We start from the raw sequence: 19,319 nt of genomic DNA on the forward strand, positions 1-19,319 counted from the left end.
ATCACCCGGCGGTGTCGAGGGTCTTCAGATCGTCGTCGGTGAGCTCCAGGGCGGCCGCGGCGACGTTCTGCTCGAGGTGCGCGACGTCACCGGTGCCCGGGATGGCGAGCACGTGCGGTCCTTGGTGGAGGGTCCACGCGAGCCGCACCTGCGCCGGGGTGGCGTCGTGGCGGCGCGCGACCTCGGCGACGCGCGCGTCCTCGCCCTGGCCGCTGGCGACGGCGAAGAACGGCACGAAGGCGATCCCGTGCTCGGCGCACATCCGGACGATCTCGTCGTCCTCGCGGCGCGCGGTGAGGCCGTACTGGTTCTGGACGCAGACGACCGGCGCGATCGCGAGGGCCTCGGTGAGGTGCGCCGGGCCGATGTTGGAGATGCCCAGCTCGCGGATGAGGCCCTGCTCCCGCAGCTCGGCGAGGGCCCCGAAGCCGTCGGCGAGCGAGCCTTCGCCGCGGTCGAGGCCCGCGCCGATCCGGTAGTTGACGACGTCGAGGTGCTCGACGCCCAGCTGCCGCAGGTTCTCCTCGACCTGGGCGCGCAGCTGGTCCGGCCGGGCGAAGTAGAAGGTGCCTTCGAAGTCGCGGCCGGCGCCGATCTTGGTGGTGATCACCACGTCGTCGTAGGGCGCCAGGGCGGTGTTGATCAGCTCGTTCGCCGAGCGCGGGCCGGCGAAGTAGAAGGCGGCCGTGTCGATGTGGTTGACGCCGAGTTCGACAGCGCGGCGGAGCACGGTCAGCGACGTCCCGCGGTCGCGGATGCCACCGTCCGAAGTGGACATCAGGCGCATCGCGCCGAAGCCGAGCCGGTTGACTTCGAAGGAGCCGAGCTGCCAGGTGCCCGCCGCGGCGGCGGGGAGGGTGGTGTTCGTGGTCATGGCTCCAGCCTTCCGACCTGGCCCGGAAGCCGCCGGGAATGGCACTTTGCTGCCAAACTGGAATACGTGGAGAGAGTCAGCGACGTCGTCGTGGTGCGCGGTGAGGCCGAGCTGTTCGAACGGACGGCGCACTTGTTCGCGACCGCGACGGAGGTCTCGTGCGCGGCCCGCGACCTGCACACCTGGTCGGTGGCGCACCCGTCCGCGCCCGAGCGCGAGCAGGCCGTGCGCACGACGTCCGTGCGCAAGATGTACCTGCCCGGCGTCCTGTTCGACCCCGCGCTGGCCGAGCACCTGCGGTTCATGGCCACGCACGGCGCGCGCATCCGGATCACCGAGCGCGAGGTCAACGAGACGATCCTGCTGGACCGCCGGATCGCGATCGTCGCGGGCGACCACGTCGGCGGGGTCCGGAGCTACACCGTCGTCAGCAGCCCGGAGCTGGTCCAGGGCATCCAGTCGCTGTTCGAGGCGGCCTGGGCCGGCGGCACCGACCTCGAGTCCTACCAGGCCCGCTTCACCGAGCTGGGCGCGCGGGAGATCCTCGAGCAGCTGGCGTCCGGCTGCAAGGACGAGACGGCGGCCCGCGCGCTCGGCGTCGGCCTGCGGACCTACCGGCGGCGGGTGGCGGAGCTGATGGAGGTCCTCGGCGCGTCGTCGCGGTTCCAGGCCGGGGCGCGGGCGCGCGAGGCCGGGCTGCTGTGAAGCGAGCGCTGCTGGCGCTGGTCCTGACGACCTCGGCGTGCACGTCGGCGATCTCCGGCACGGCCACGCCGCTCACCGGCAACCTCGCGCTGGTCGACGCCCGCGGCACGGACGCGGCCCTCGACGCGGTGAAGACGGCGGCCGAGGCGGTGTTCAGCTACGACTCGACGAACCCGGCGGCGTTCGACCAGGCCGTCGCGGCGAACGTCACCGGGGCGGCGAAGGACCAGCTCGCGAAGCTGTTCGACACGATCAGGAAGAGCCCGCAGCCGGTCCACCTGACCACGCGGGTGGTGCGCAGCGCCGCGCTCGAGCTGACCGGCGGCCGGCTCCGGGAGCTGGCGGTGCTGGAGCAGGTCAACGGGACTTCGAGGGGCCTGGCGACGGTCGCGTTCACCGCGCTCGAATCCGCGGGGCGCTGGCGGATCTCGGACACCGCGCTGAACCCGGCGCAGCCGCCGCCCGCACCGCACCCGGACGACGGCAGCCTCGCCGGCCTGCGCGATTCGGCGCTGGCCGGGGCCCGCGCGGCCGCCACGGCGCTGCTGACGACCGACAGCGCCGACCCGGAAGGCTCGTACGCGCGGGCCGAAGCGGTGGTCACCGAGCCGTTGCTGACCGACTACCGCGCGAAGAAGGCCACCTACCTCGACGCGATCCGCAAGAGCGGCACGAAGGTGGCGCTCGGGCCGGACCCGCTGGCGGGCGTCACCGCGCTCACGGGCGGAACGGCGACGGTGCTGTTCTTCACGACGCTGAAGGTGACGGGCCCCACCGGCAGCGCCGACCGCCCGTTCACCACGGAACTCGACCTGACCCGCGTCGGCACCACCTGGAAGGCGTCCGCGGTCCGCACGGTCGCCGCGTCCTGAAAGCCGTGAAGGGCGCCCTCAAGGCCTTGAGGGTGCCCTTCACGGCAATCGTCGGTCAGCGGCCCTGGTTGGCGACCGCGGCGGCGGCTTCCTTGGCGGCCTCGGGGTCGAGGTACTCGCCACCGGCCTTGACCGGCTTGAGGTCCGCGGTCAGGTCGTAGCGCAGCGGGATGCCGGTGGGGATGTTGAGGCCGGCGATGTCGGCGTCGGAGATCCCGTCCAGGTGCTTGACCAGCGCGCGCAGCGAGTTGCCGTGCGCGGCGACCAGCACGGTCTTGCCCGCGCGCAGGTCCGGCACGATCTCGGACTCCCAGTACGGCAGCAGCCGCTCGACGACGTCCTTGAGGCACTCGGTCAGCGGGGCCTTGTCGCCGAGGTTCGCGTAGCGGGGGTCGCCGGCCTGGCTCCACTTGTCGTCCGGGTCGATCGGCGGCGGCGGGGTGTCGTACGAGCGGCGCCAGAGCATGAACTGCTCCTCGCCGAACTCGTCGAGGGTCTGCTTCTTGTTCTTGCCCTGCAGCGCGCCGTAGTGGCGCTCGTTGAGGCGCCAGTCGCGCTTCACCGGGATCCAGTGCCGGTCGGCGGCGTCCAGCGCGATGTTCGCGGTGGAGATCGCGCGGCGCAGCAGCGAGGTGTGCACGACGTCCGGCAGCAGCCCGGCGTCGGCCAGCAGCTGCCCACCCTGGCGGGCTTCGCCTTCGCCCTGCTCCGACAGCGGCACGTCCACCCAGCCGGTGAACAGGTTTTCCGCGTTCCACGTGCTCTGCCCGTGCCGCAGCAGCACCAAAGTCCCAATCTCGGCCATGTGCTCAGCCTGCCATGACGGACCAGCCGACCGACTGGTGACCTCGCGTCCTACGCAGAGTGTGTTACTTCGGAGTAACACCTCACTCTTCGGCAAGTCCAAGCGCCAACAACGCGCAAAATCCTCGCTTCAAACTGCACACCGTTATCCCCGTGACCGAAGTTCACTCGAACGGACTAGTGAGTAGTCTTGTGATTACAGGTCGGGATCTGACAGGTTTGCTTACGTCCCGAGCGGCCGGATTCCACGCACTCCCCGGCCGGTTTCGGGCTTCGACCGCGGCTCGTCTCCCCCCTGCCGAGCCGCGGCCCGCCGGCCCCGATGGCACCCCCCTCGTCACCGGGTCCTGATCGGCGGGAACTTCAGCGGGGCGGCTCGAGATCGCGACTCCCCCCTCCCTCGAGCCGTCCCGCCTGCCCCGCGCAGGTCGTGAACGAGTCATTCAGGCAGTCCCAACCCACCGGCCCCGCAGGGGCCCGCAGGGCCGCGCCTAGACCTCCCCCGCCCCTCGTCCCCGCCGCAGTCAGCACCGGAGACCCGGGGTCAAGGGTGAGCGAAGCTCATCGCGAAGCGACGCCGAAGGCGCCCTTGAGGCCGGGTCTCCGGTGCTGAACAATCGAAGACGAGGAGCGGGAGCACTGCTCAGCTCTCGACAGCCTCCGGCTTAACGCCCCGACGACGCCGGTTCACCCACCACGCGCCCCAAGCCAACGGCCCCACGATCAACAGGAACGGCGCAACAGCCCCCAGCACCGTCAACAACCCACCCCCGAAGGTCAAAAACGCGTCCCAGCCACCAGCCAGCCCCCCGAGGAACCCACTCCGGTCTTCCGACGGCGGCGCCGGCGCGGCAACACTGCGGATGCTCATCGACACCGTCGCCATCGCCACACTCCCGGCGAGCGAGTTCTGCTGCTGCTCCAACGACTCCAACGCCGACTCGCGGCTCGTCAGCTCGCTCTCGATCGACGTGATGTCCGACACCGAAGTCGCCTGCGAGAGCAGCGCGCGGATCCGCTCGACCGACTTGCGCTGCGTCGTCAGCCGCGCCTCGACGTCGACGACCTGCTCGGTCACGTCCTGCGTGTTCAGCTCCCGCTTGACCAGCGAAGTGCCCAGGTGCGACAGCTGGTCGAGCACCGGGTCCAGCCGTTCCGCGGGCACGGCCAGCGACAGCGTCGCCGACTCGTCACCGGTGCTCTCCTGCCCCGTGTAGCCGCCCGCGCCCTGCGCGATCCCGCGGGCCTGCGCGACGACGTCGACGACCTTGGTCGCGGTCAGCTCCAGCCGGGCGCTGCGCGAAAGCTTGCGGTCGGTGGCGCCGGCCTGCGGTGGCGTCACCTTCGAGTCGGCCTTGCCCCCGGTTCCCTGCTGCGGCGCGGCCGGGACCTTCGCCACCCCACCGGCACTGTCCGCCGTGGACGATGCGCCGTTCTCCGACGCCGAGCACCCGGCCAGCGCGAAAACCACCGCCGCGCCCGCGAGCGCCGCTCTCCATCGAGTCCGCATCCTGCGTCTCCCTCCAGTTTCGGCTGGCGGTGAGACGGATGTCCGGTTCAGGGCCGTTGCACGGCCCGGGTCACGACTCGGTCAAGCCCGGTTCGCGCGGCTCCGCGAGGTGCTTGAACGCCTGCAGGTTGGCCAGCGACTCGCCGCGGGAGACGCGCCAGTCCCACTCGCGCTTGATCGACGTCGCGAAGCCGATCTCCAGCAGCGTGTTGAAGTCGCCGTCGGCGGCTTCCAGGACCTGGCCGAGCACCTTGTCCAGCTCGTCGGCGGACATCGTCTCCTTGCCGAACCGGCCGACCAGGTAGATGTCACCGAGACTGTCCACTGTGTAGTGGACGCCGTAGAGCTTCGCGTTGCGCTGCAACAGGAACCGGTAAACGTCCTCATGGGACTCATCGGGACGGCGGCAGACGAACGCCTCCACCGAAAACGCGTGGTCGCCGTCGACGAGCCACGCGTTCGTCTGCAGCTTCTTCGTGCCGGGCAACGTGACGAAGTACTTGCCGGGACCGCGTTTGTCGTACTTGAGCTCGGCCGAGTCCAAAGTAGACTGGATCAGCTCGTCCAGGCTCACACCGCCACCTCCGCGCGCAGGTCCAGCGCGCGGGAGAACGCGCTCGTCGCCTGAGCATAGATGTCCAGCAGCGCGTCCGTCGTGCGACGCCAAGAGAACCGCCGCGCGTGCACGACGGCGTTGGCACCGAGCTCGGCGCGCCGGTCCGGGCGCAGGGCGACGGCGGCCAGCGCGGCCGCCCACTCCTCGGCGCCGTGGCCGGGCACCAGCAGGCCGGACACGCCGTGCGGCACCGCGACCGGCAGCCCGCCGACCTCGGCCGCGACCACCGGCGTCCCGCAGGCCTGCGCTTCCAGCGCGACCAGGCCGAACGACTCGTTGTAGCTGGGCACCGCGACGACGTCGGCGGCGCGGAAGACCCGGGCGAGCGCTTCCCCGGGCTGCGGCGGCAGGAACCGCACCTGCGGCTCGATGCCCAGCGAGACCGCCAGCTCGCGCAGGGCCTGCGGCTGCTCCAGCCCGGTGCCCGACGGCCCGCCGACGACCAGCACGACCAGGCGCGGCGCCAGTTCGGGGCGCCGGCGCAGCAGGGCCGCGGCCGCGTGCAGCAGGACGTCCGGCGCCTTCAGCGGCTGGATCCGGCCGGCGAACGCCAGCACGACGTCGTCGGGAGCCAGCCCCAGAGAGGAGCGCGCGGCGGCCTGGGAGCCCGGCGTGAAGCGGTCGAGGTCGACGCCCGGCGGCACGGCGTGCACCGCGTCCGGCTCGGCGTCGTAGAGGTCGATGAGCTGCCGCGCCTCGACGGCGGTGTTGGCGACCAGCCGGTCGGCCTCGGCGACCACCTGCTCTTCGCCGATCACGCGCAGGCGCGGCTCCGGCTTGTCGCCCTCGGCGAGCGCGGCGTTCTTGACCTTCGCCAGGGTGTGCGCGGTGTGCACCAGCGGCACCGACCAGCGGTCGCGGGCGAGCCAGCCGACCTGGCCCGAGAGCCAGTAGTGCGAGTGGATGAGGTCGTAGTACCCGGGTTCGTGGAACGCCTCGGTGCGCAGGACGCCGGAGGTGAACGCGCACAGCTGGGCGGGCAGCTCGTCGCGGCCCAGCGGCTCGAACGGCCCGGCCTGGACGTGCCGCACGGTCACGCCCGGCGCCAGCTCGGCCACCGGCGGCTGGTCGGACGCCGTCGCGCGGGTGAACACCTCGACCTCGACGCCGCGGCGGGCCATCTCGGTCGCCGTTTCGCTGATGTACACGTTCATCCCGCCGGCGTCGCCGGTGCCCGGCTGCTCCAAGGGCGAAGTGTGCACGGACAGCACCGCGATCCGGCGAGGGGCAGCGTCGAACCCCCGGATGGAGCTGGTCACCTGGTCACGTCTCCCGCGTTGCGTCAGCATTCCTCGGCGAACTGCCGCAGTGCCGCGTCGAACTCGTCCGCGGACTCGGCGAAGGGCGCATGGCCCCCGTCAAGGAACCAACGCCCGACAGCGCCCGGAATCTTCCCGAGGGCGTGCTCGGCCGTCGACGGCTCGATCACCCGGTCGGCCGTCCCGTGCGCGACCAGGGTGGGCTTGTCCAGCCTGACCAGCACGTCTTCGCTGCCGATGTCCCGGCGGAACAGCGCCGAACGCACCGCGGGCGGCACGCTCAAAGAAGCGCCGAGGAGGGCTTGGGCCTGGGTGCCGGGCACCGGCCGGGCGACCATCCCGCGGCTGAACGCGGTCAGGGCGGGGACCGCGATGTCCGGATCGTCCGAAAGCATGGCGCGCATGTGCTCGCGCATCAGCGGGCCGACGCGCCCGCCGGGCCGGTCGCGGCCGATCTCGGTGATGGCGCCGACGAGCACGACCCCGCGCAGCCGTGCGGTGCCGTGCACACGGATGTGGTCGGCGAGCACCAGGCCGCCGTACGACCAGGCGACGACGATCGCGCCCGGCCCGGCGAAGTCGAGGACCGCGGCGAGGTCGTCGGCCCACGCCACCGGGTCGTCGTAGCCGGACGCCGGGACGTCGGAGGCGCCGTGGCCGCGCAGGTCCATCGCGACCAGGCGGAACCGCTCGGTCAGCGCCGGGTCGGCGAGCTGGGCGGCCCAGCAGCCGGCCGACTGCGCCCAGCCGTGCACGAACACGATCGGCCTGCTGTTCCCGGTCCCTTCGACCCGCAGGCCGAGCCGGACCCCGCCGTGCCCGACGACTTCGGTGCGCACGCTCTACTTCGCTCCCAGCGACTTCCAGGCCGACCAGCTGTAGTTCCAGTCCTTGACGTCCGAGGCCATCGGCGCGCCCAGCTGGGAGCCGGTGATCTCGACCGGGTCGCCGACCAGCGCGGAGTCGAAGAAGTCCTTGGCGTCGGCCTCGAGGAGGTTGACGCAGCCGTGGGAGTTGTTGTTCTTGCCGATGTTGGCCGCGTTGTCCTGGTTCTCGTGGATGTACTCGCCGTGGTTGGAGATCCGGCAGGCCCACTTCTTGTTGACGTTCGTGTAGCCGTAGCGGGCGTTGTCGAAGACGGCCGTCGGCTCCTTGCTCATGATGATGTAGGTGCCGTTGGGGGTGTTGCGGTCGACCTCGGCGTCCAGGCCGTTCGCGCACGGGTAGCTCTTGTACTGCGACCCGCCCCGGTAGACGTGCATCTGGTGCTCGGGGGTGTTGACCTTGACCACCTGGTTGCGGCCGATCTTGAACTTCGTGGTGACGTCGGCCTTGCCGTACGCGCCGCCGCCCAGCTCGACGCCGTAGAGCTTCGCCTCGACGCTCACGGTGATGTTCTGCGGCCAGTACTCCTTCGGCCGGTAGTCGACCTGGCTGTCCGACAGCCAGCCCCAGGCGCCTTCGACCTCCTTGTCCGTCTTCACGGACAGGGCCTGCTCGACCGCCTTGCGGTCCTTGACCGGCGACTGGAACTTGACGCTGATCGGCATGGCCACGCCGACCTGCTGGTTGTCGGCCGGGTTGAGCGTGGCGCGGATCTGCTTCGCCGGGCTGATCGTGCTGAACGTGCCGGTGAGCTCGACCGGCCTGCCGTCGGTGCCGGTGGCCTTGGCCGCGTAGGTGTAGGTCTTGCCGTAGCCGAGCGGCTCGGAGCTGGTCCAGGTGAGCCCGTCCGGCGCGGTGTCGCCCTTGACGGCCTTGCCGCCGTCCGCGGTGACCTTGCACTCGGTGAGCTTGCCGTCGGCGACCTTGATGGTGACCGGCTTGAGGACGGGGGCGTCCTTCGCGTTCACCGCGGGCTCGGCCGTGATCTTCGCCACAGGTTGCGCGCCACCGCCGTCGGCACCCGCCGCGCCGGTGGGCAGCGCGGTGCCGTCGTTCGTGCTCGAACACGCCGCGGCGACCAGGGCGGCCCCCGCCGCGAGTGCGGCCTTGAAGACCGTGCGCCGTTCGATCACCGAAACCTCCCGAGTTTCCCCCGCCGACCTGCGAGCACACGCCCTTAGCGCTGGTGGCCCGCCCGACGTTACCTCCCGAAAGGTAAAGACCATCCGATCAGGTGGTTACGCCTTTGTCGACAAAGACGTCCTATACACGTCCAGGTTGCCCGTTTCGGCTCAAATGACGCAGTTGATCAAGAGCGGTTCGGGGTGCAGCCGGACCCCGAACCGCGCGAAAACGCCGTCGCGGACCTCGCGGGCCAGGGCCAGCAGGTCGTCCGTCGTGGCTTCGCCGCGGTTGGTGAGGGCGAGCGTGTGCTTCGTCGACAGCGAGACGCGGTTCCCCGGCCCGGGGTAACCCTTGGCGAAGCCGGCGCGCTCGATCAGCCAGGCCGCCGACAGCTTGACGCCGCCGTCGGCCGGGTACTGCGGCGCGTCGGTCCCGACGCTCTCGGCGATCCGGGCCAGGACCGCTTCGGCCTCGGCCGACGGGACGATCGGGTTGGTGAAGAAGGAGCCCGCGCTCCACGTGTCGTGGTCGTCCGGGTCGAGCACCATGCCCTTGCCGCGACGCAGCTTCAGCACCGCTTCGCGCGCTTCGGCCGCCGGGACGCGGGAGCCGATCTCGACACCGAGCGTGCGCGCCAGCTCGGCGTAGCGGATGGGCGCGGAGAGGCCGTCTTCGCGGATCTCGAAGCGGACCGAGAGGACGACGCCGCTGTCGGTGCCCTTCAGGACGCTGGTGCGGTAGGCGAAGCCGAGTTCGTCGGCCTTGAGCGTGCGCACTTCGCGCGTCCGGCGGTCGTACAGCTCCAGCGAGACGATGGACTCGGCGACTTCGCAGCCGTACGCGCCGACGTTCTGGATCGGCGTCGCGCCGACGCTGCCCGGGATGCCGGAGAGGCATTCGAGCCCGCCCAGGCCCGCGTCGACCAGGCCGGCGACGAACGCGTCCCAGTTCTGGCCGGCCTCGACCTCCACGACGTCCCCGTCCCGCCGCCAGCCGGTGTTCGCCACCTCGACGAGCGTGCCGTCGAACCCCGCGTCCGCCACCACCAGGTTGGAGCCGCCGCCGAGCAGCAGCACCGGCTCGGCCGCCGCGTCGGCCTCGCGCACCGCCGCGACGAGGTCTTCGCTGGTCGCGGCGCTGACGAACCGGCGGGCGGGGCCGCCGAGGCGCAGCGTCGTGTACGCGGAGAGCTTGGGGAGGGCGGGAGTACGGGCGGTGTTCACGCGTCTGACGGTACTGTCCGGCTCATGGGATCCCGGATCGAGCACCGCGCTGAGTTCGCCGCCGACGTCCCCGCGACGTACGCGGCGGTCGCCGGTGAAGCCGCCCTGCGGGCTCGGCTCGAGCAGCTCGGCGGCCACGACGCGGCGCTGCTGTCGTACGAGGAGTCCGGCACGGACCTGCGGTACGAGCTGCGGCAGGGGATCAGCGCGGACAAGCTGCCGTCGGCGGTGCGGACCCTGCACAAGGGCGACCTGCTGGTGACCCGCACGCAGACCTGGCGCGTGAGCAACGACGGCACCGGCCGGCAGGGCAACGCGACCGTCGAGGTCGGCGGCGTCCCCGGCGAGATCGCCGCGCGGACCGCGCTCTTGGCCAATGGCGACAAGACGGTGCTGCGGATCAGCGGCGAGGTCACGGTCCGGATCCCGCTGTTCGGCGGGAAGCTGGAGAGCGTGATCGCCGAGCAGGTCACGAAGCTGCTGGAACGCGAAGCCGAATTCACGGCGAAGTGGCTCACCGAAGCAAACTGAGCCCGGTCGGCGCGCCGACCCGCGGCACGACCAACCCGAACCGCCTCCGCCGGGTCGACCGGTGGATCACGTACTCCCCCGCGACGACCCGGCTGCTGCGCACGGCCGCGTCGCCGCTGGTCGTCGACCTCGGGTACGGCGCTTCCCCGGTGACGACGGTCGAGCTGGCCCGCTGGCTGCGGCGCGTCCGGCCGGACGTCCGGGTCCTCGGTCTGGAGCTGGATCCCGCGCGGGTCGCGGCCGCGTTGCCCGCCGCGTCGCCACCGCTGCTGGACTTCCGCCGCGGCGGGTTCGAGCTGGCCGGGACGCGGCCGGTGCTGGTGCGGGCGTTCAACGTGCTGCGCCAGTACGCGGAGAACGAGGTCCCGGGCGCGTGGGCGCTGGTGCTGGACTCGATGGCACCGGGCGGCCTGCTGGTCGAGGGCACGTGCGACGAGATCGGCCGGCTGTCGACGTGGGTGCTGGTGTCTTCCGCCGGCCCGGTGTCCTTGACGCTGTCGATGCGGCTGGCCGGGCTGGACCGCCCGTCGACGATCGCCGAGCGGCTGCCGAAGGCGTTGATCCACCGGAACGTCCCGGGCGAGCGGATCCACGCGTTCCTGGCCGCGCTCGACACCTGCTGGGCGACGGCGGCGCCGCACCAAGCGTTCGGCGTTCGGTCGCGCTGGCTGGAGACGGTCCGGCTGCTGGTGGCGCGCGGCTGGCCGGTGCCGGACCCGAGGATCCGCCCCGGCGAGCTGACCGTCCCGTGGTCCGCGGTCGCTCCCGCCTGAACGTTCACCGGTCCACCCCCGCTGCGTCACCCCGAAGTGACCTGCGGTGATCACCATTGAACCGTGGAACTCCTGGGGCACGTCACCGAGCTGCTGCGCGGCGCGCTCGGCTCGCCGTGGCTGTGGGTGCTCGTCTTCGCCGTGTCCGGGCTGGACGCGCTGCTGCCGTTCATGCCCAGCGAGACGACCGTCGTCACCGTCGCCGTGCTGCTCGGGCCCGATCCCGCGAACCTGGCGCTGCTCGCCGCGGTGGCCGGCGGGGGCGCGTGGGCGGGCGACTGCCTCGGGTACGCCGTCGGCCGGGTCGCCGGGCCGCGGGCCATCGCGCGGCTGCAGCGCGGAGCCGACGGGCACCGGCGCTACGAATGGGCCCGAGAACAGGTGCGGCGCAACGGCGGCCTGCTGATCATCGCCGCGCGGTACCTGCCCGGCGGACGCGTCGCCAGCGCGCTCGCGAACGGCAGCCTCGGCTACCCGCTGCGCCGGTTCGTCCCGCTCGACCTGGCCGGCGCGGCGATCTGGGCGGTGTACAGCGTGCTGATCGGCTTGGCCGGCGGCGCCGCGTTCGCGGACGAGCCGGTGAAGGGCCTGCTGCTGTCGTTCAGCCTGGGCCTGGGCCTGGTCTTCGCCATCGAAGCGGGGAGGCGGCTACGGTCGGCCCATGCTCGAAGCGATCGACGTCCACGCCGACGCGCTGAAGCGGGCGGCACTGAAGGCGGGTCCGGCGGCCCCGGTGCCGAACTGTCCGAAGTGGACTGTCCATGACCTGGTGACGCACATCGCTTCCGTGCACTGCGCCGCGGTCGGCCTGGTCCTGGACCGGCCGGTGGCACCGTCGCCGCCACCGGAGTGGGCAGACGTCCTCGGGTGGTGGGATGGGCAGCGCCTCGCCCTGCGCGAAGCCCTGGTGCGAGACCCCGGATCGCCGTGGACCGGCCGATTGGCCCACGCCACGGCGATCCACCGCCTCGACGCCGAATCCGCCCTCGCCCGGCCCGTGCCGGCGCGCCTGTCCCCCGAGTTCGCCCAGGGGGCTGACGACCTGGTTTGCGCCGTCGTACTGCCGGGTTGGGCCGGGTGCGGCAGCGGGGACCGGCTCCCCGCTGTCTGACCGGCGCGGGGGAGAATGCCGTCGTGACCGCTCCCGAACGCCGCTACGTCATCACCTTCGGCTGCCCCGACCGCACCGGCATCATCGCCCGGATCTCCGGGTTCCTCGCCGAGCACGGCGGCTGGATCGTCGAAGCGGCCTACCACACCGACCCGGACACCGGCTGGTTCTTCACACGCCAGGTCGTCCGGGCCGACTCGCTGCCGTTCGACGCCGACGAGCTGCGCACCCGGTTCGCCGAGGTGGCCGCCGACCTCTCCGCGGAGTCGAACTGGCAGGTCAGCGACACCGGCGAGCGGCGCCGCGCGGTCGTGCTGGTGTCGAAGGCCGGGCACTGCCTGTACGACTTGCTCGGCCGCGTCGCGTCCGGCGAACTGGACGTCGACATCGCGGCGGTGATCGGCAACCACGAGTCCCTCGCGGACATCACCCGCGCGCACGGCATCCCGTTCCACCACGTGCCGTTCCCGGCCGGGGGCAAGGAAGAAGCGTTCGAAGAGGTGCGCAAGCTGGTCGACGAGCACGACCCGCACGCGGTGGTGCTGGCCCGGTTCATGCAGATCCTCCCGGCCGACCTGTGCCGCGAGTGGGCCGGCCGGGCGATCAACATCCACCACAGCTTCCTGCCGTCGTTCATCGGCGCGAAGCCGTACCACCAGGCCCACACGCGCGGCGTGAAGCTGGTCGGGGCGACCTGCCACTACGTGACGGCGGACCTCGACGCGGGCCCGATCATCGAGCAGGACGTCATCCGCGTCGACCACGGCGACTCGGTCGAGGACATGGTCCGCAAGGGCCGGGACATCGAAAAAGTCACCCTGGCGCGCGGCTTGCGCTGGCACCTGGAGAACCGGGTGCTGGTGCACGGCAACCGCACCGTGGTCTTCTGACGCGGTTGCCGTGCCCCGGGAGTCAGGCCCCGATCGTCTTGGCGTCGATGACGAACCGGTAGCGGACGTCGGAGTTCTCGACGCGCTCGTAGGCCTCGTTGACCTTGTCGGCCGGGATCGTCTCGATCTCCGCGCCGATGCCGTGCTCGGCGCAGAAGTCCAGCATCTCCTGCGTCTCGGCGATGCCGCCGATCATCGAGCCGGCCAGCACCTTGTTGCCGCCCAGCAGCGAGAAGGCGTTGTAGGACAGCGGTTCGCCGGGCGCGCCGACGTTCACCATCGCGCCGCCGACCCGCAGCAGGCCGAGGTAGGCGTCCACCGGCAGCTTGGCCGACACGGTGTTGAGGATGATGTCGAACTTGCCGCGCAGGACGTCGAACGTCGACTCGTCACTGGTGGCGTAGTACTCCTTCGCGCCCAGCTTGAGGCCGTCCTCCTGCTTCTTCAGGCTCTGGCTCAGCACGGTCACCTCGGCGCCCATGGCGGCGGCGATCTTGACGGCCATGTGGCCGAGCCCGCCGAGGCCGATCACGGCGACCTTCTTGCCGGGGCCCGCGCCCCAGTGGTGCAGCGGCGAGTAGGTGGTGATGCCCGCGCACAGCAGCGGCGCGGCGACGTCGAGTTCGATGCCTTCCGGGATCCGGCAGACGAAGGCGTCCTTCACGACGATCTGGTTGCTGTAGCCGCCGTAGGTGTTCTCGCCGTCGAAGCCGACGCCGTTGTACGTCTGGACGTTGCCCTTGACGCAGAACTGCTCGGTGCCGGCCAGGCAGTACTCGCACTCGCCGCAGGAGTCGACCATGCAGCCGACGCCGACGCGGTCGCCGACCTGGTACTTCGTGACGTCCGACCCGACCGCGGCGACGACGCCGGCGATCTCGTGGCCCGGGACCATCGGGAAGATCGCCTGGCCCCAGTCCTCCTTGGCCTGGTGGAGGTCGCTGTGGCAGATACCGGCGTAGGCGATGTCGATCAGCACGTCGTCCGGACGCAGGTCACGGCGCTCGATCGTGGTCGGCGCCAGGGGCGCGCCCGGCGCCGGAACGGCGATGGCGTGCGTGGTGGTGCTCATGGAACCCTCCAACTTCAAGTACCGTTGCCTCGTAAGAGGCCTCTTACATGGTCTACGTAAGAGCCCTCTTACATATTTCGGACGAGAGATGTGATCCAGGTCATGGGCGGCAAGTACCACCACGGCGACCTCCGCGGCGAGCTCGTGCGCGTATCCCTGGACCTGATCGCGGAGCAGGGCCTCGCCGGCTTCTCGGTCGCGGAGGTGGCGCGGCGCGCGAAGGTCAGCCCCGGCGCGCCCTACCGGCACTTCCCCACCCGGGAGAGCCTGCTGGCCGAGGTCGCGGCGAACGTCGCCTGCCAGCTGGCCGAGCGCGTCGCTTCGGCGGCCGGCGAGCACCCGGATCCCGTGGACGCCCTGGCCGCGGCGGCGGGCGCGTACACGCGGTACCTGATCGAGCGCCGGGCCGGGATGAACATCATCTACGCCGAGGGCCTGCACGGCCCGGAGCACGTCGGGCTGCACGAGCAGACCCGGCGGCTGACGGACGAGTTCCTCATGCGCTGCCTGCTGGTCGCCCCGGACCCGGCGACGGCGCTGGAGCTGATGGAGCAGCTGTTCACCCAGGCCCACGGCTACGGCACGTTCCAGCTCGACGGCGTCTTCGTGAAGCACGGCTATTCGGTGGACCTGGTGGTGAAGAAGTCGTCGGAAGCCGCGCGGATCGCGATCGCGGGCCGCCGGATTGTCGGTGGTGCGCGCTAGCTTGGGCGCATGGGGATCATCGACTCACACGAGGCGCTGCGGGAGCTGCTCGGCGACCCGAAGCCGACCACCCGGCAGAAGGTCATCGGCCACCTCGACGAGCACGCGCGGACCTTGATCGCGCACTCGCCGTTCGTGCTGCTGGCCACCTCGGCACCGGACGGCAGCTGCGACGTCTCACCCCGAGGCGATCCGGCGGGCTCGGTGCTGGTGCTCGACGACAAGACGCTGGTGCTGGCGGACCGGCCGGGCAACAAGCTGGTCGACAGCTTCCGCAACATCGTCGACAACCCGCACGCCGGCCTCCTGTTCCTGGTGCCGGGCATGAACGAGACGCTGCGGGTCAACGGCCGCGCCCAGCTGGTGTCGGACGCGCCGTACTTCGACGCGCTGGTGGTCCAGGGGAAGCGACCGAAGCTCGCGGTGGTCGTCGAGGTCGAAGAGCTGTACATGCACTGCGCGAAGGCGTTCCTGCGGTCGTCGCTGTGGGACCCGTCGACGTGGCCGGAGCGCGCGGAGCTGCCTTCACTGGGCACGATCCTGCGCGATCAGATGTCCCTGCCGATGTCGGCGGAGGAACTCGACGCGGATCTCAACGAACGGGCGCTGACCCAGCAGTACTGATCCCCGGCGCTGCCGTCGGCCGCGAGCATCAGCACCCACGGAGGCGGCGCCCGCGGCTCGGGCGCGCGGGGCCGATCGACCACCTTCCGTTCGTGCGGCCGGCGCATCGACCCCCAACGGCACCGGCGGTGTCTCCCGCGCTGCGAGCCGGCGGATCCGGTGCCGGGCCGCGGCGGGGTGATCAGGCGGATACTGAACCCATGCTGTGCGTCTTCGACGTCAACGAGACCCTGCTCGACCTCGCCGCGATGGACCCCGTGATCGGCGGCCGCGAGCTGCGGCGCGAGTGGTTCGGGCTGGCCATCCACACCGTCCTGACCGTCACCGCGACCGGCGGCTACCAGGACTTCGCCGGCATCGCGGGCGCGGCCGCTGTCGAGGCGGCCGCCCGGCGCGGCCACCAGGTGGACCTCGCCGAAGTCGCCGAGGGCCTGCGGTCGCTGCCCGCGCACCCGGACGTCGAACCCGGCCTGGCGAAGCTGCGCGAAAACGGCCACACCCTCGTCGCGCTGACGAACTCGCCGCTCGCCACCGCCGAGGCGCAGCTGCAGAACGCCGGGCTGGCGCCGCTGCTCGACCGGATCTTCTCCGCCGAGCAGGTCGGCCGGCTCAAGCCCGCGCCCGAGCCGTACCACCAGGTCCTGGCCGCCTACCCGGGCGAACGGGCCGTGATGGTCGCGGCGCACGACTGGGACATCGCGGGCGCCCAGGCGGCGGGCCTCGAGACGGCGTTGCTCACCCGTCCCGGCGTCCACCCGCTGCCCGGATCGCCCGCGCCCACCTACACCGCGTCGACCCTGCCGGAGCTGGCCGAACTGCTCTAGTCGGCGATCCGGACCAGCATCTTGCCGGTGTTCGCGCCCGACAGCAGGCCGAGGAAGGCGTCCGGCGCGTTGCGGATGCCGTCGACGAACGTCTCCGAGTACTTGATCCGACCGGACTGCACCAGCGGCGCGACCTCGCTGACGAACTGCTGCTGCAGGTGCCAGTGGTCGATCACCAGCAGGCCGCGGATGGTGAGCCGCTTGGCGATGATCTGCGCGAGGTTGCGCGGCGCCGGGGTCGCCTCGGTGGCGTTGTACTGCGAGATCATGCCGCAGACGGCGATCCGGCCGTGCACGTTGATCGCGTCGATGGCGGCTTCGAGGTGCTCGCCGCCGACGTTGTCGAAGTAGACGTCGATGCCCTCCGGCGCCGCTTCGTGCAGCTGCGCGGCGACCGGGCCGTCCTTGTAGTTGAAGGCGGCGTCGAAGCCGAGGTCCTCGACGAGGTGACGGACCTTCTCCGCCGAACCCGCCGAGCCGATGACGCGCTTGGCGCCCTTCAGCTTCGCGAGCTGCCCGACGAGCGAGCCGACCGCGCCGGCCGCGCCCGAGACGAACACCGTGTCGCCCGGCTTGAACTCCGCCGACTCCAGCAGGCCCGCGTACGCGGTCAGGCCCGGCATGCCGAGCACGCCGAGGTAGGTCGAGAGCGGGGCCGCCGACGCGTCCACCTTGACGAACCGCTTGGCGTCGAGGACGGCGTGGGTGCGCCAGCCGGCCTGGTGCAGCACGTGGTCACCCGGCTCGACACCGTCCACATGGGACTCGACGACCTCGCCGACCGCCCCGCCGGACATGACCTCGCCGACCTCGAACGGCGGCGCGTAGGACTTCACGTCCCGCATGCGGCCGCGCATGGCCGGGTCGACGCTCATGATCAGGTTGCGCACCAGGATCTGGCCCTCGCCCGCGGCGGGGATCTCGGTGTCCACGACGTCGAAGTTGTCGTGCGTCGGGACGCCGTGCGGGCGGGAAGCGAGCCGGATCTCGGTCGCCTGGGTGGGTGCGTTCACCGTCGAACTCCTCAAGTCGGTCGAAGCGGGGCAGGCGCCCCGGATTCCTCCCGGTGCAACCTGTTAAGCGGGGCGCACATTCCGATTGTGACTGGTCACACGATCTCGGCGAGCTTTGCCAGGACGCCGTCGTAGATCTTCTTGAGCCCACCGGGCGCGAAGGTCTTCTCGAAGAAGCCGCCGATACCGCCGGCGCCGTCCCACGTGGTCTCGATCTTCACGACACTGCGCTCACCGGCTTCGGTGACCGTCCAGGTCGTGACCATGCTGGAGTTCGCGTCGGTCTCGACGAGGGTGCCCGGCCGAGGCTCGCTGACCGTGGCCTTGACGTCGCGCACGCGCTTGGACGTCGCCTGCAGCTTCCAGCCGGCCTTGGTCCCGGCGCCGACGCCGCCTTCGGTGACCTCGTAGTCGCGGTAGTGCTCGGTGAGCAGCTTCGGACGCGTTTCGGCGTAGTCGGCGACGAGCGCGCGCACCTTGTCCGCCGGGGCGTCGATGGTGCGCTCCGCGGTGGCCGTGACCTTTCCCATTTCACTCCTTTGCCCGAGGTACCGATCGTGGTCCACGATTCCACCACCGGCCGGGAAGCCGCGCACCGCGTTAGGCTGACACCCATGAGTGCCACTCCGGACGCCGCCCGGCGGCGCCGCGCGACCGTGGCGCTCAAGGAGTCGCTGCGGGACCTGCGCAACCAGCTCTCGCTGCTGAACCACCAGGTCAGCGCCCATCTCGCGCTCAAGGACGTCGACCTGGACTGCCTCGAGCTGATCGCCCGCCACGGCCCGCTGAGCCCGAGCGCGCTGGCCCGCCGGGCGGGGCTGCACCCGGCGACGATGACCGGCATCCTCGACCGCCTGCAGAAGGGCGGCTGGATCGTGCGTGAGCGCGACCCGGAGGCGCCCGACCGGCGCGCGGTGGGGGTCCGCGCGGTCCGCGGCCGCAACGGCGAGCTGTTCCGGCTGTACGCGGGGATGAACGCGGCGATGGACGAGCTGTGCGCGGACTACAGCGAGGAGGAACTGGCGTTGATCGCCGGTTTCCTGCAGCGCGCGACGTCAGCGGGCAACACGGCGACGGGTGATCTCGCTAACGGCTGACCAGCGGTTTTCTGTGCTGTACTCGGGGCATGTGGCAGTCAGGCGACGCGTACGAGGCCTACATCGGACGGTGGAGCCGCCGGATCGCGGAGACGTTCGTCCGGCAGCTGGACGTCCCGGCGAGCCGGCGCTGGCTCGACGTCGGCTGCGGCACGGGAGCGCTGACCTCGGCGATCCTGACGGCGGCCGACCCGGCGGAGGTGGCGGGCGTCGACCCGTCCGAAGGCTTCTTGAAGACGGCCCGCGAGGCGGTGACGGACCCGCGGGCGTCCTTCGAGGTCGCCGACGCGCGCTCACTGCCGTTCCCCGCCGACCGCTTCGACGTGACGGTGTCGGGGCTGGTGCTGAACTTCGTCCCGGACCCGGCCGCCGCGGCGGCGGAGATCGCCCGGGTGACCGTCCCAGGTGGACTCGCGGCGGCCTACCTGTGGGACCTCGCGGAAGGGATGGAGCTGATCCGCTTCTTCTGGGACACGGCGACGGAGCTGGACCCGGGGGTCGCGGAACTGCACGAAGGCCGCCAGTTCCCGTTGTGCCGCCCGGAACCCTTCGGTCGCTTGTGGACGGAAGCGGGCTTCTCGGCGGTGTCCGTGGGAGAGATCAAGATCCCGACGGTGTTCCGGGATTTCGACGACTACTGGCAGCCGTTCCTCGGCGCCCAGGGCCCGGGCCCGGCGTACCTCGCGACCCTTCCCGAGGCACGCCGGAACCAGATTCGGGAGCTCCTGCGCAGCCGCCTGCCGACGAACCCGGACGGCTCGATCCCGCTGACGGCCCGCGCGTGGGTCGTCAGCGGAACCGCCTAG

Annotated in this window: 23 protein-coding genes; 12 read left to right on the plus strand and 11 right to left on the minus strand. The window is 71.4% G+C overall.

Annotated features, from left to right (window positions below):
- Position 1 precedes the first annotated feature (1 nt).
- On the minus strand, positions 2-874 hold the full coding sequence (locus tag ACIRSS_RS31200) for an oxidoreductase (RefSeq protein ID WP_400901046.1): 873 nt from the start codon (positions 872-874) through the stop codon (positions 2-4).
- A 66-nt stretch (positions 875-940) separates the two neighbouring features.
- Here ACIRSS_RS31200 and ACIRSS_RS31205 point away from each other — a divergent pair, with 66 nt between their 5' ends.
- Both ACIRSS_RS31205 and ACIRSS_RS31210 read left to right on the plus strand, forming a co-directional pair.
- A complete protein-coding gene (locus tag ACIRSS_RS31205; RefSeq protein ID WP_400901048.1) occupies positions 941-1,579 on the plus strand; it encodes a DNA-binding response regulator in 639 nt (212 codons plus the stop codon).
- Complete coding sequence (locus ACIRSS_RS31210) at positions 1,576-2,451, plus strand: hypothetical protein (RefSeq protein WP_400901050.1); 876 nt, start codon at positions 1,576-1,578, stop codon at positions 2,449-2,451. The genes ACIRSS_RS31205 and ACIRSS_RS31210 overlap by 4 nt, the downstream gene beginning before the upstream one ends.
- Positions 2,452-2,506: 55 nt before the next feature.
- Here ACIRSS_RS31210 and ACIRSS_RS31215 read toward each other — a convergent pair whose 3' ends face one another.
- The 7 genes from ACIRSS_RS31215 to ACIRSS_RS31245 form a co-directional block, all read right to left on the minus strand.
- A complete protein-coding gene (locus ACIRSS_RS31215) occupies positions 2,507-3,256 on the minus strand; it encodes a phosphoglyceromutase (RefSeq protein ID WP_400901052.1) in 750 nt (249 codons plus the stop codon).
- A gap of 642 nt (positions 3,257-3,898) precedes the next feature.
- On the minus strand, positions 3,899-4,765 hold the full coding sequence (locus tag ACIRSS_RS31220; protein ID WP_400901054.1) for a DUF4349 domain-containing protein: 867 nt from the start codon (positions 4,763-4,765) through the stop codon (positions 3,899-3,901).
- Positions 4,766-4,835: 70 nt separating this feature from the next.
- On the minus strand, positions 4,836-5,339 hold the full coding sequence (locus tag ACIRSS_RS31225; RefSeq protein WP_400901056.1) for a YbjN domain-containing protein: 504 nt from the start codon (positions 5,337-5,339) through the stop codon (positions 4,836-4,838).
- Complete coding sequence (gene mshA, locus ACIRSS_RS31230) at positions 5,336-6,670, minus strand: D-inositol-3-phosphate glycosyltransferase (protein ID WP_400901058.1); 1,335 nt, start codon at positions 6,668-6,670, stop codon at positions 5,336-5,338. The genes ACIRSS_RS31225 and mshA overlap by 4 nt, the downstream gene beginning before the upstream one ends.
- Positions 6,664-7,479: an alpha/beta fold hydrolase gene (locus tag ACIRSS_RS31235; RefSeq protein ID WP_400901060.1), complete on the minus strand. Its 816-nt coding sequence runs from the start codon at positions 7,477-7,479 to the stop codon at positions 6,664-6,666. The genes mshA and ACIRSS_RS31235 overlap by 7 nt, the downstream gene beginning before the upstream one ends.
- Positions 7,480-7,482: 3 nt before the next feature.
- Positions 7,483-8,658 (minus strand): Ig-like domain-containing protein, encoded by a 1,176-nt coding sequence (locus ACIRSS_RS31240; RefSeq protein ID WP_400901062.1) that lies wholly within the window; start codon positions 8,656-8,658, stop codon positions 7,483-7,485.
- A gap of 159 nt (positions 8,659-8,817) precedes the next feature.
- Positions 8,818-9,873: a UDP-N-acetylmuramate dehydrogenase gene (locus ACIRSS_RS31245; RefSeq protein WP_400901064.1), complete on the minus strand. Its 1,056-nt coding sequence runs from the start codon at positions 9,871-9,873 to the stop codon at positions 8,818-8,820.
- A 24-nt stretch (positions 9,874-9,897) separates the two neighbouring features.
- On the opposite strand from ACIRSS_RS31245, the gene ACIRSS_RS31250 reads away from it, so the two are divergent.
- From ACIRSS_RS31250 to purU, 5 genes are all read left to right on the plus strand, one after another.
- On the plus strand, positions 9,898-10,404 hold the full coding sequence (locus ACIRSS_RS31250; protein ID WP_400901066.1) for a DUF2505 domain-containing protein: 507 nt from the start codon (positions 9,898-9,900) through the stop codon (positions 10,402-10,404).
- Complete coding sequence (locus ACIRSS_RS31255; RefSeq protein ID WP_400901068.1) at positions 10,383-11,177, plus strand: class I SAM-dependent methyltransferase; 795 nt, start codon at positions 10,383-10,385, stop codon at positions 11,175-11,177. Before ACIRSS_RS31250 ends, ACIRSS_RS31255 begins: the two co-directional genes overlap by 22 nt.
- Positions 11,178-11,240: 63 nt before the next feature.
- Entirely contained in the window at positions 11,241-11,942 is a 702-nt protein-coding gene (locus ACIRSS_RS31260) for a DedA family protein (protein WP_400901070.1), read from the plus strand.
- Positions 11,839-12,288, plus strand: coding sequence for a maleylpyruvate isomerase N-terminal domain-containing protein (locus ACIRSS_RS31265; protein ID WP_400901072.1), 450 nt, complete (start codon positions 11,839-11,841; stop codon positions 12,286-12,288). The genes ACIRSS_RS31260 and ACIRSS_RS31265 overlap by 104 nt, the downstream gene beginning before the upstream one ends.
- Positions 12,289-12,311: 23 nt before the next feature.
- The gene (gene purU, locus ACIRSS_RS31270) at positions 12,312-13,178 is read left to right on the plus strand and encodes a formyltetrahydrofolate deformylase (RefSeq protein ID WP_400901073.1); all 867 of its coding nucleotides are present in this window, start codon (positions 12,312-12,314) and stop codon (positions 13,176-13,178) included.
- 22 nt (positions 13,179-13,200) lie between these two features.
- Here purU and ACIRSS_RS31275 read toward each other — a convergent pair whose 3' ends face one another.
- Positions 13,201-14,250 (minus strand): NAD(P)-dependent alcohol dehydrogenase, encoded by a 1,050-nt coding sequence (locus tag ACIRSS_RS31275; RefSeq protein ID WP_400901075.1) that lies wholly within the window; start codon positions 14,248-14,250, stop codon positions 13,201-13,203.
- A gap of 90 nt (positions 14,251-14,340) precedes the next feature.
- On the opposite strand from ACIRSS_RS31275, the gene ACIRSS_RS31280 reads away from it, so the two are divergent.
- The 3 genes from ACIRSS_RS31280 (at position 14,341) to ACIRSS_RS31290 (ending at position 16,403) form a co-directional block, all read left to right on the plus strand.
- Complete coding sequence (locus tag ACIRSS_RS31280) at positions 14,341-14,955, plus strand: TetR/AcrR family transcriptional regulator (protein ID WP_400901077.1); 615 nt, start codon at positions 14,341-14,343, stop codon at positions 14,953-14,955.
- 9 nt (positions 14,956-14,964) lie between these two features.
- Complete coding sequence (locus ACIRSS_RS31285) at positions 14,965-15,579, plus strand: pyridoxamine 5'-phosphate oxidase family protein (RefSeq protein ID WP_400901078.1); 615 nt, start codon at positions 14,965-14,967, stop codon at positions 15,577-15,579.
- 200 nt (positions 15,580-15,779) lie between these two features.
- A complete protein-coding gene (locus tag ACIRSS_RS31290; RefSeq protein ID WP_400901079.1) occupies positions 15,780-16,403 on the plus strand; it encodes a haloacid dehalogenase type II in 624 nt (207 codons plus the stop codon).
- On the opposite strand, the gene ACIRSS_RS31295 is transcribed toward ACIRSS_RS31290, so the two are convergent.
- Entirely contained in the window at positions 16,400-17,416 is a 1,017-nt protein-coding gene (locus ACIRSS_RS31295) for an NADP-dependent oxidoreductase (RefSeq protein WP_400901080.1), read from the minus strand. The genes ACIRSS_RS31290 and ACIRSS_RS31295 overlap by 4 nt on opposite strands.
- A 95-nt stretch (positions 17,417-17,511) precedes the next feature.
- Entirely contained in the window at positions 17,512-17,946 is a 435-nt protein-coding gene (locus ACIRSS_RS31300; RefSeq protein ID WP_400901082.1) for an SRPBCC family protein, read from the minus strand.
- An 84-nt stretch (positions 17,947-18,030) separates the two neighbouring features.
- Here ACIRSS_RS31300 and ACIRSS_RS31305 point away from each other — a divergent pair, with 84 nt between their 5' ends.
- Positions 18,031-18,513, plus strand: a complete 483-nt coding sequence (locus ACIRSS_RS31305) for a MarR family transcriptional regulator (RefSeq protein ID WP_400901084.1) — start codon at positions 18,031-18,033, stop codon at positions 18,511-18,513.
- Between the two features lie 29 nt (positions 18,514-18,542).
- Positions 18,543-19,319 (plus strand): class I SAM-dependent methyltransferase, encoded by a 777-nt coding sequence (locus ACIRSS_RS31310; RefSeq protein WP_400901086.1) that lies wholly within the window; start codon positions 18,543-18,545, stop codon positions 19,317-19,319.

Source organism: Amycolatopsis sp. NPDC101161 (assembly GCF_044768185.1).
Lineage (GTDB): Bacteria > Actinomycetota > Actinomycetes > Mycobacteriales > Pseudonocardiaceae > Amycolatopsis.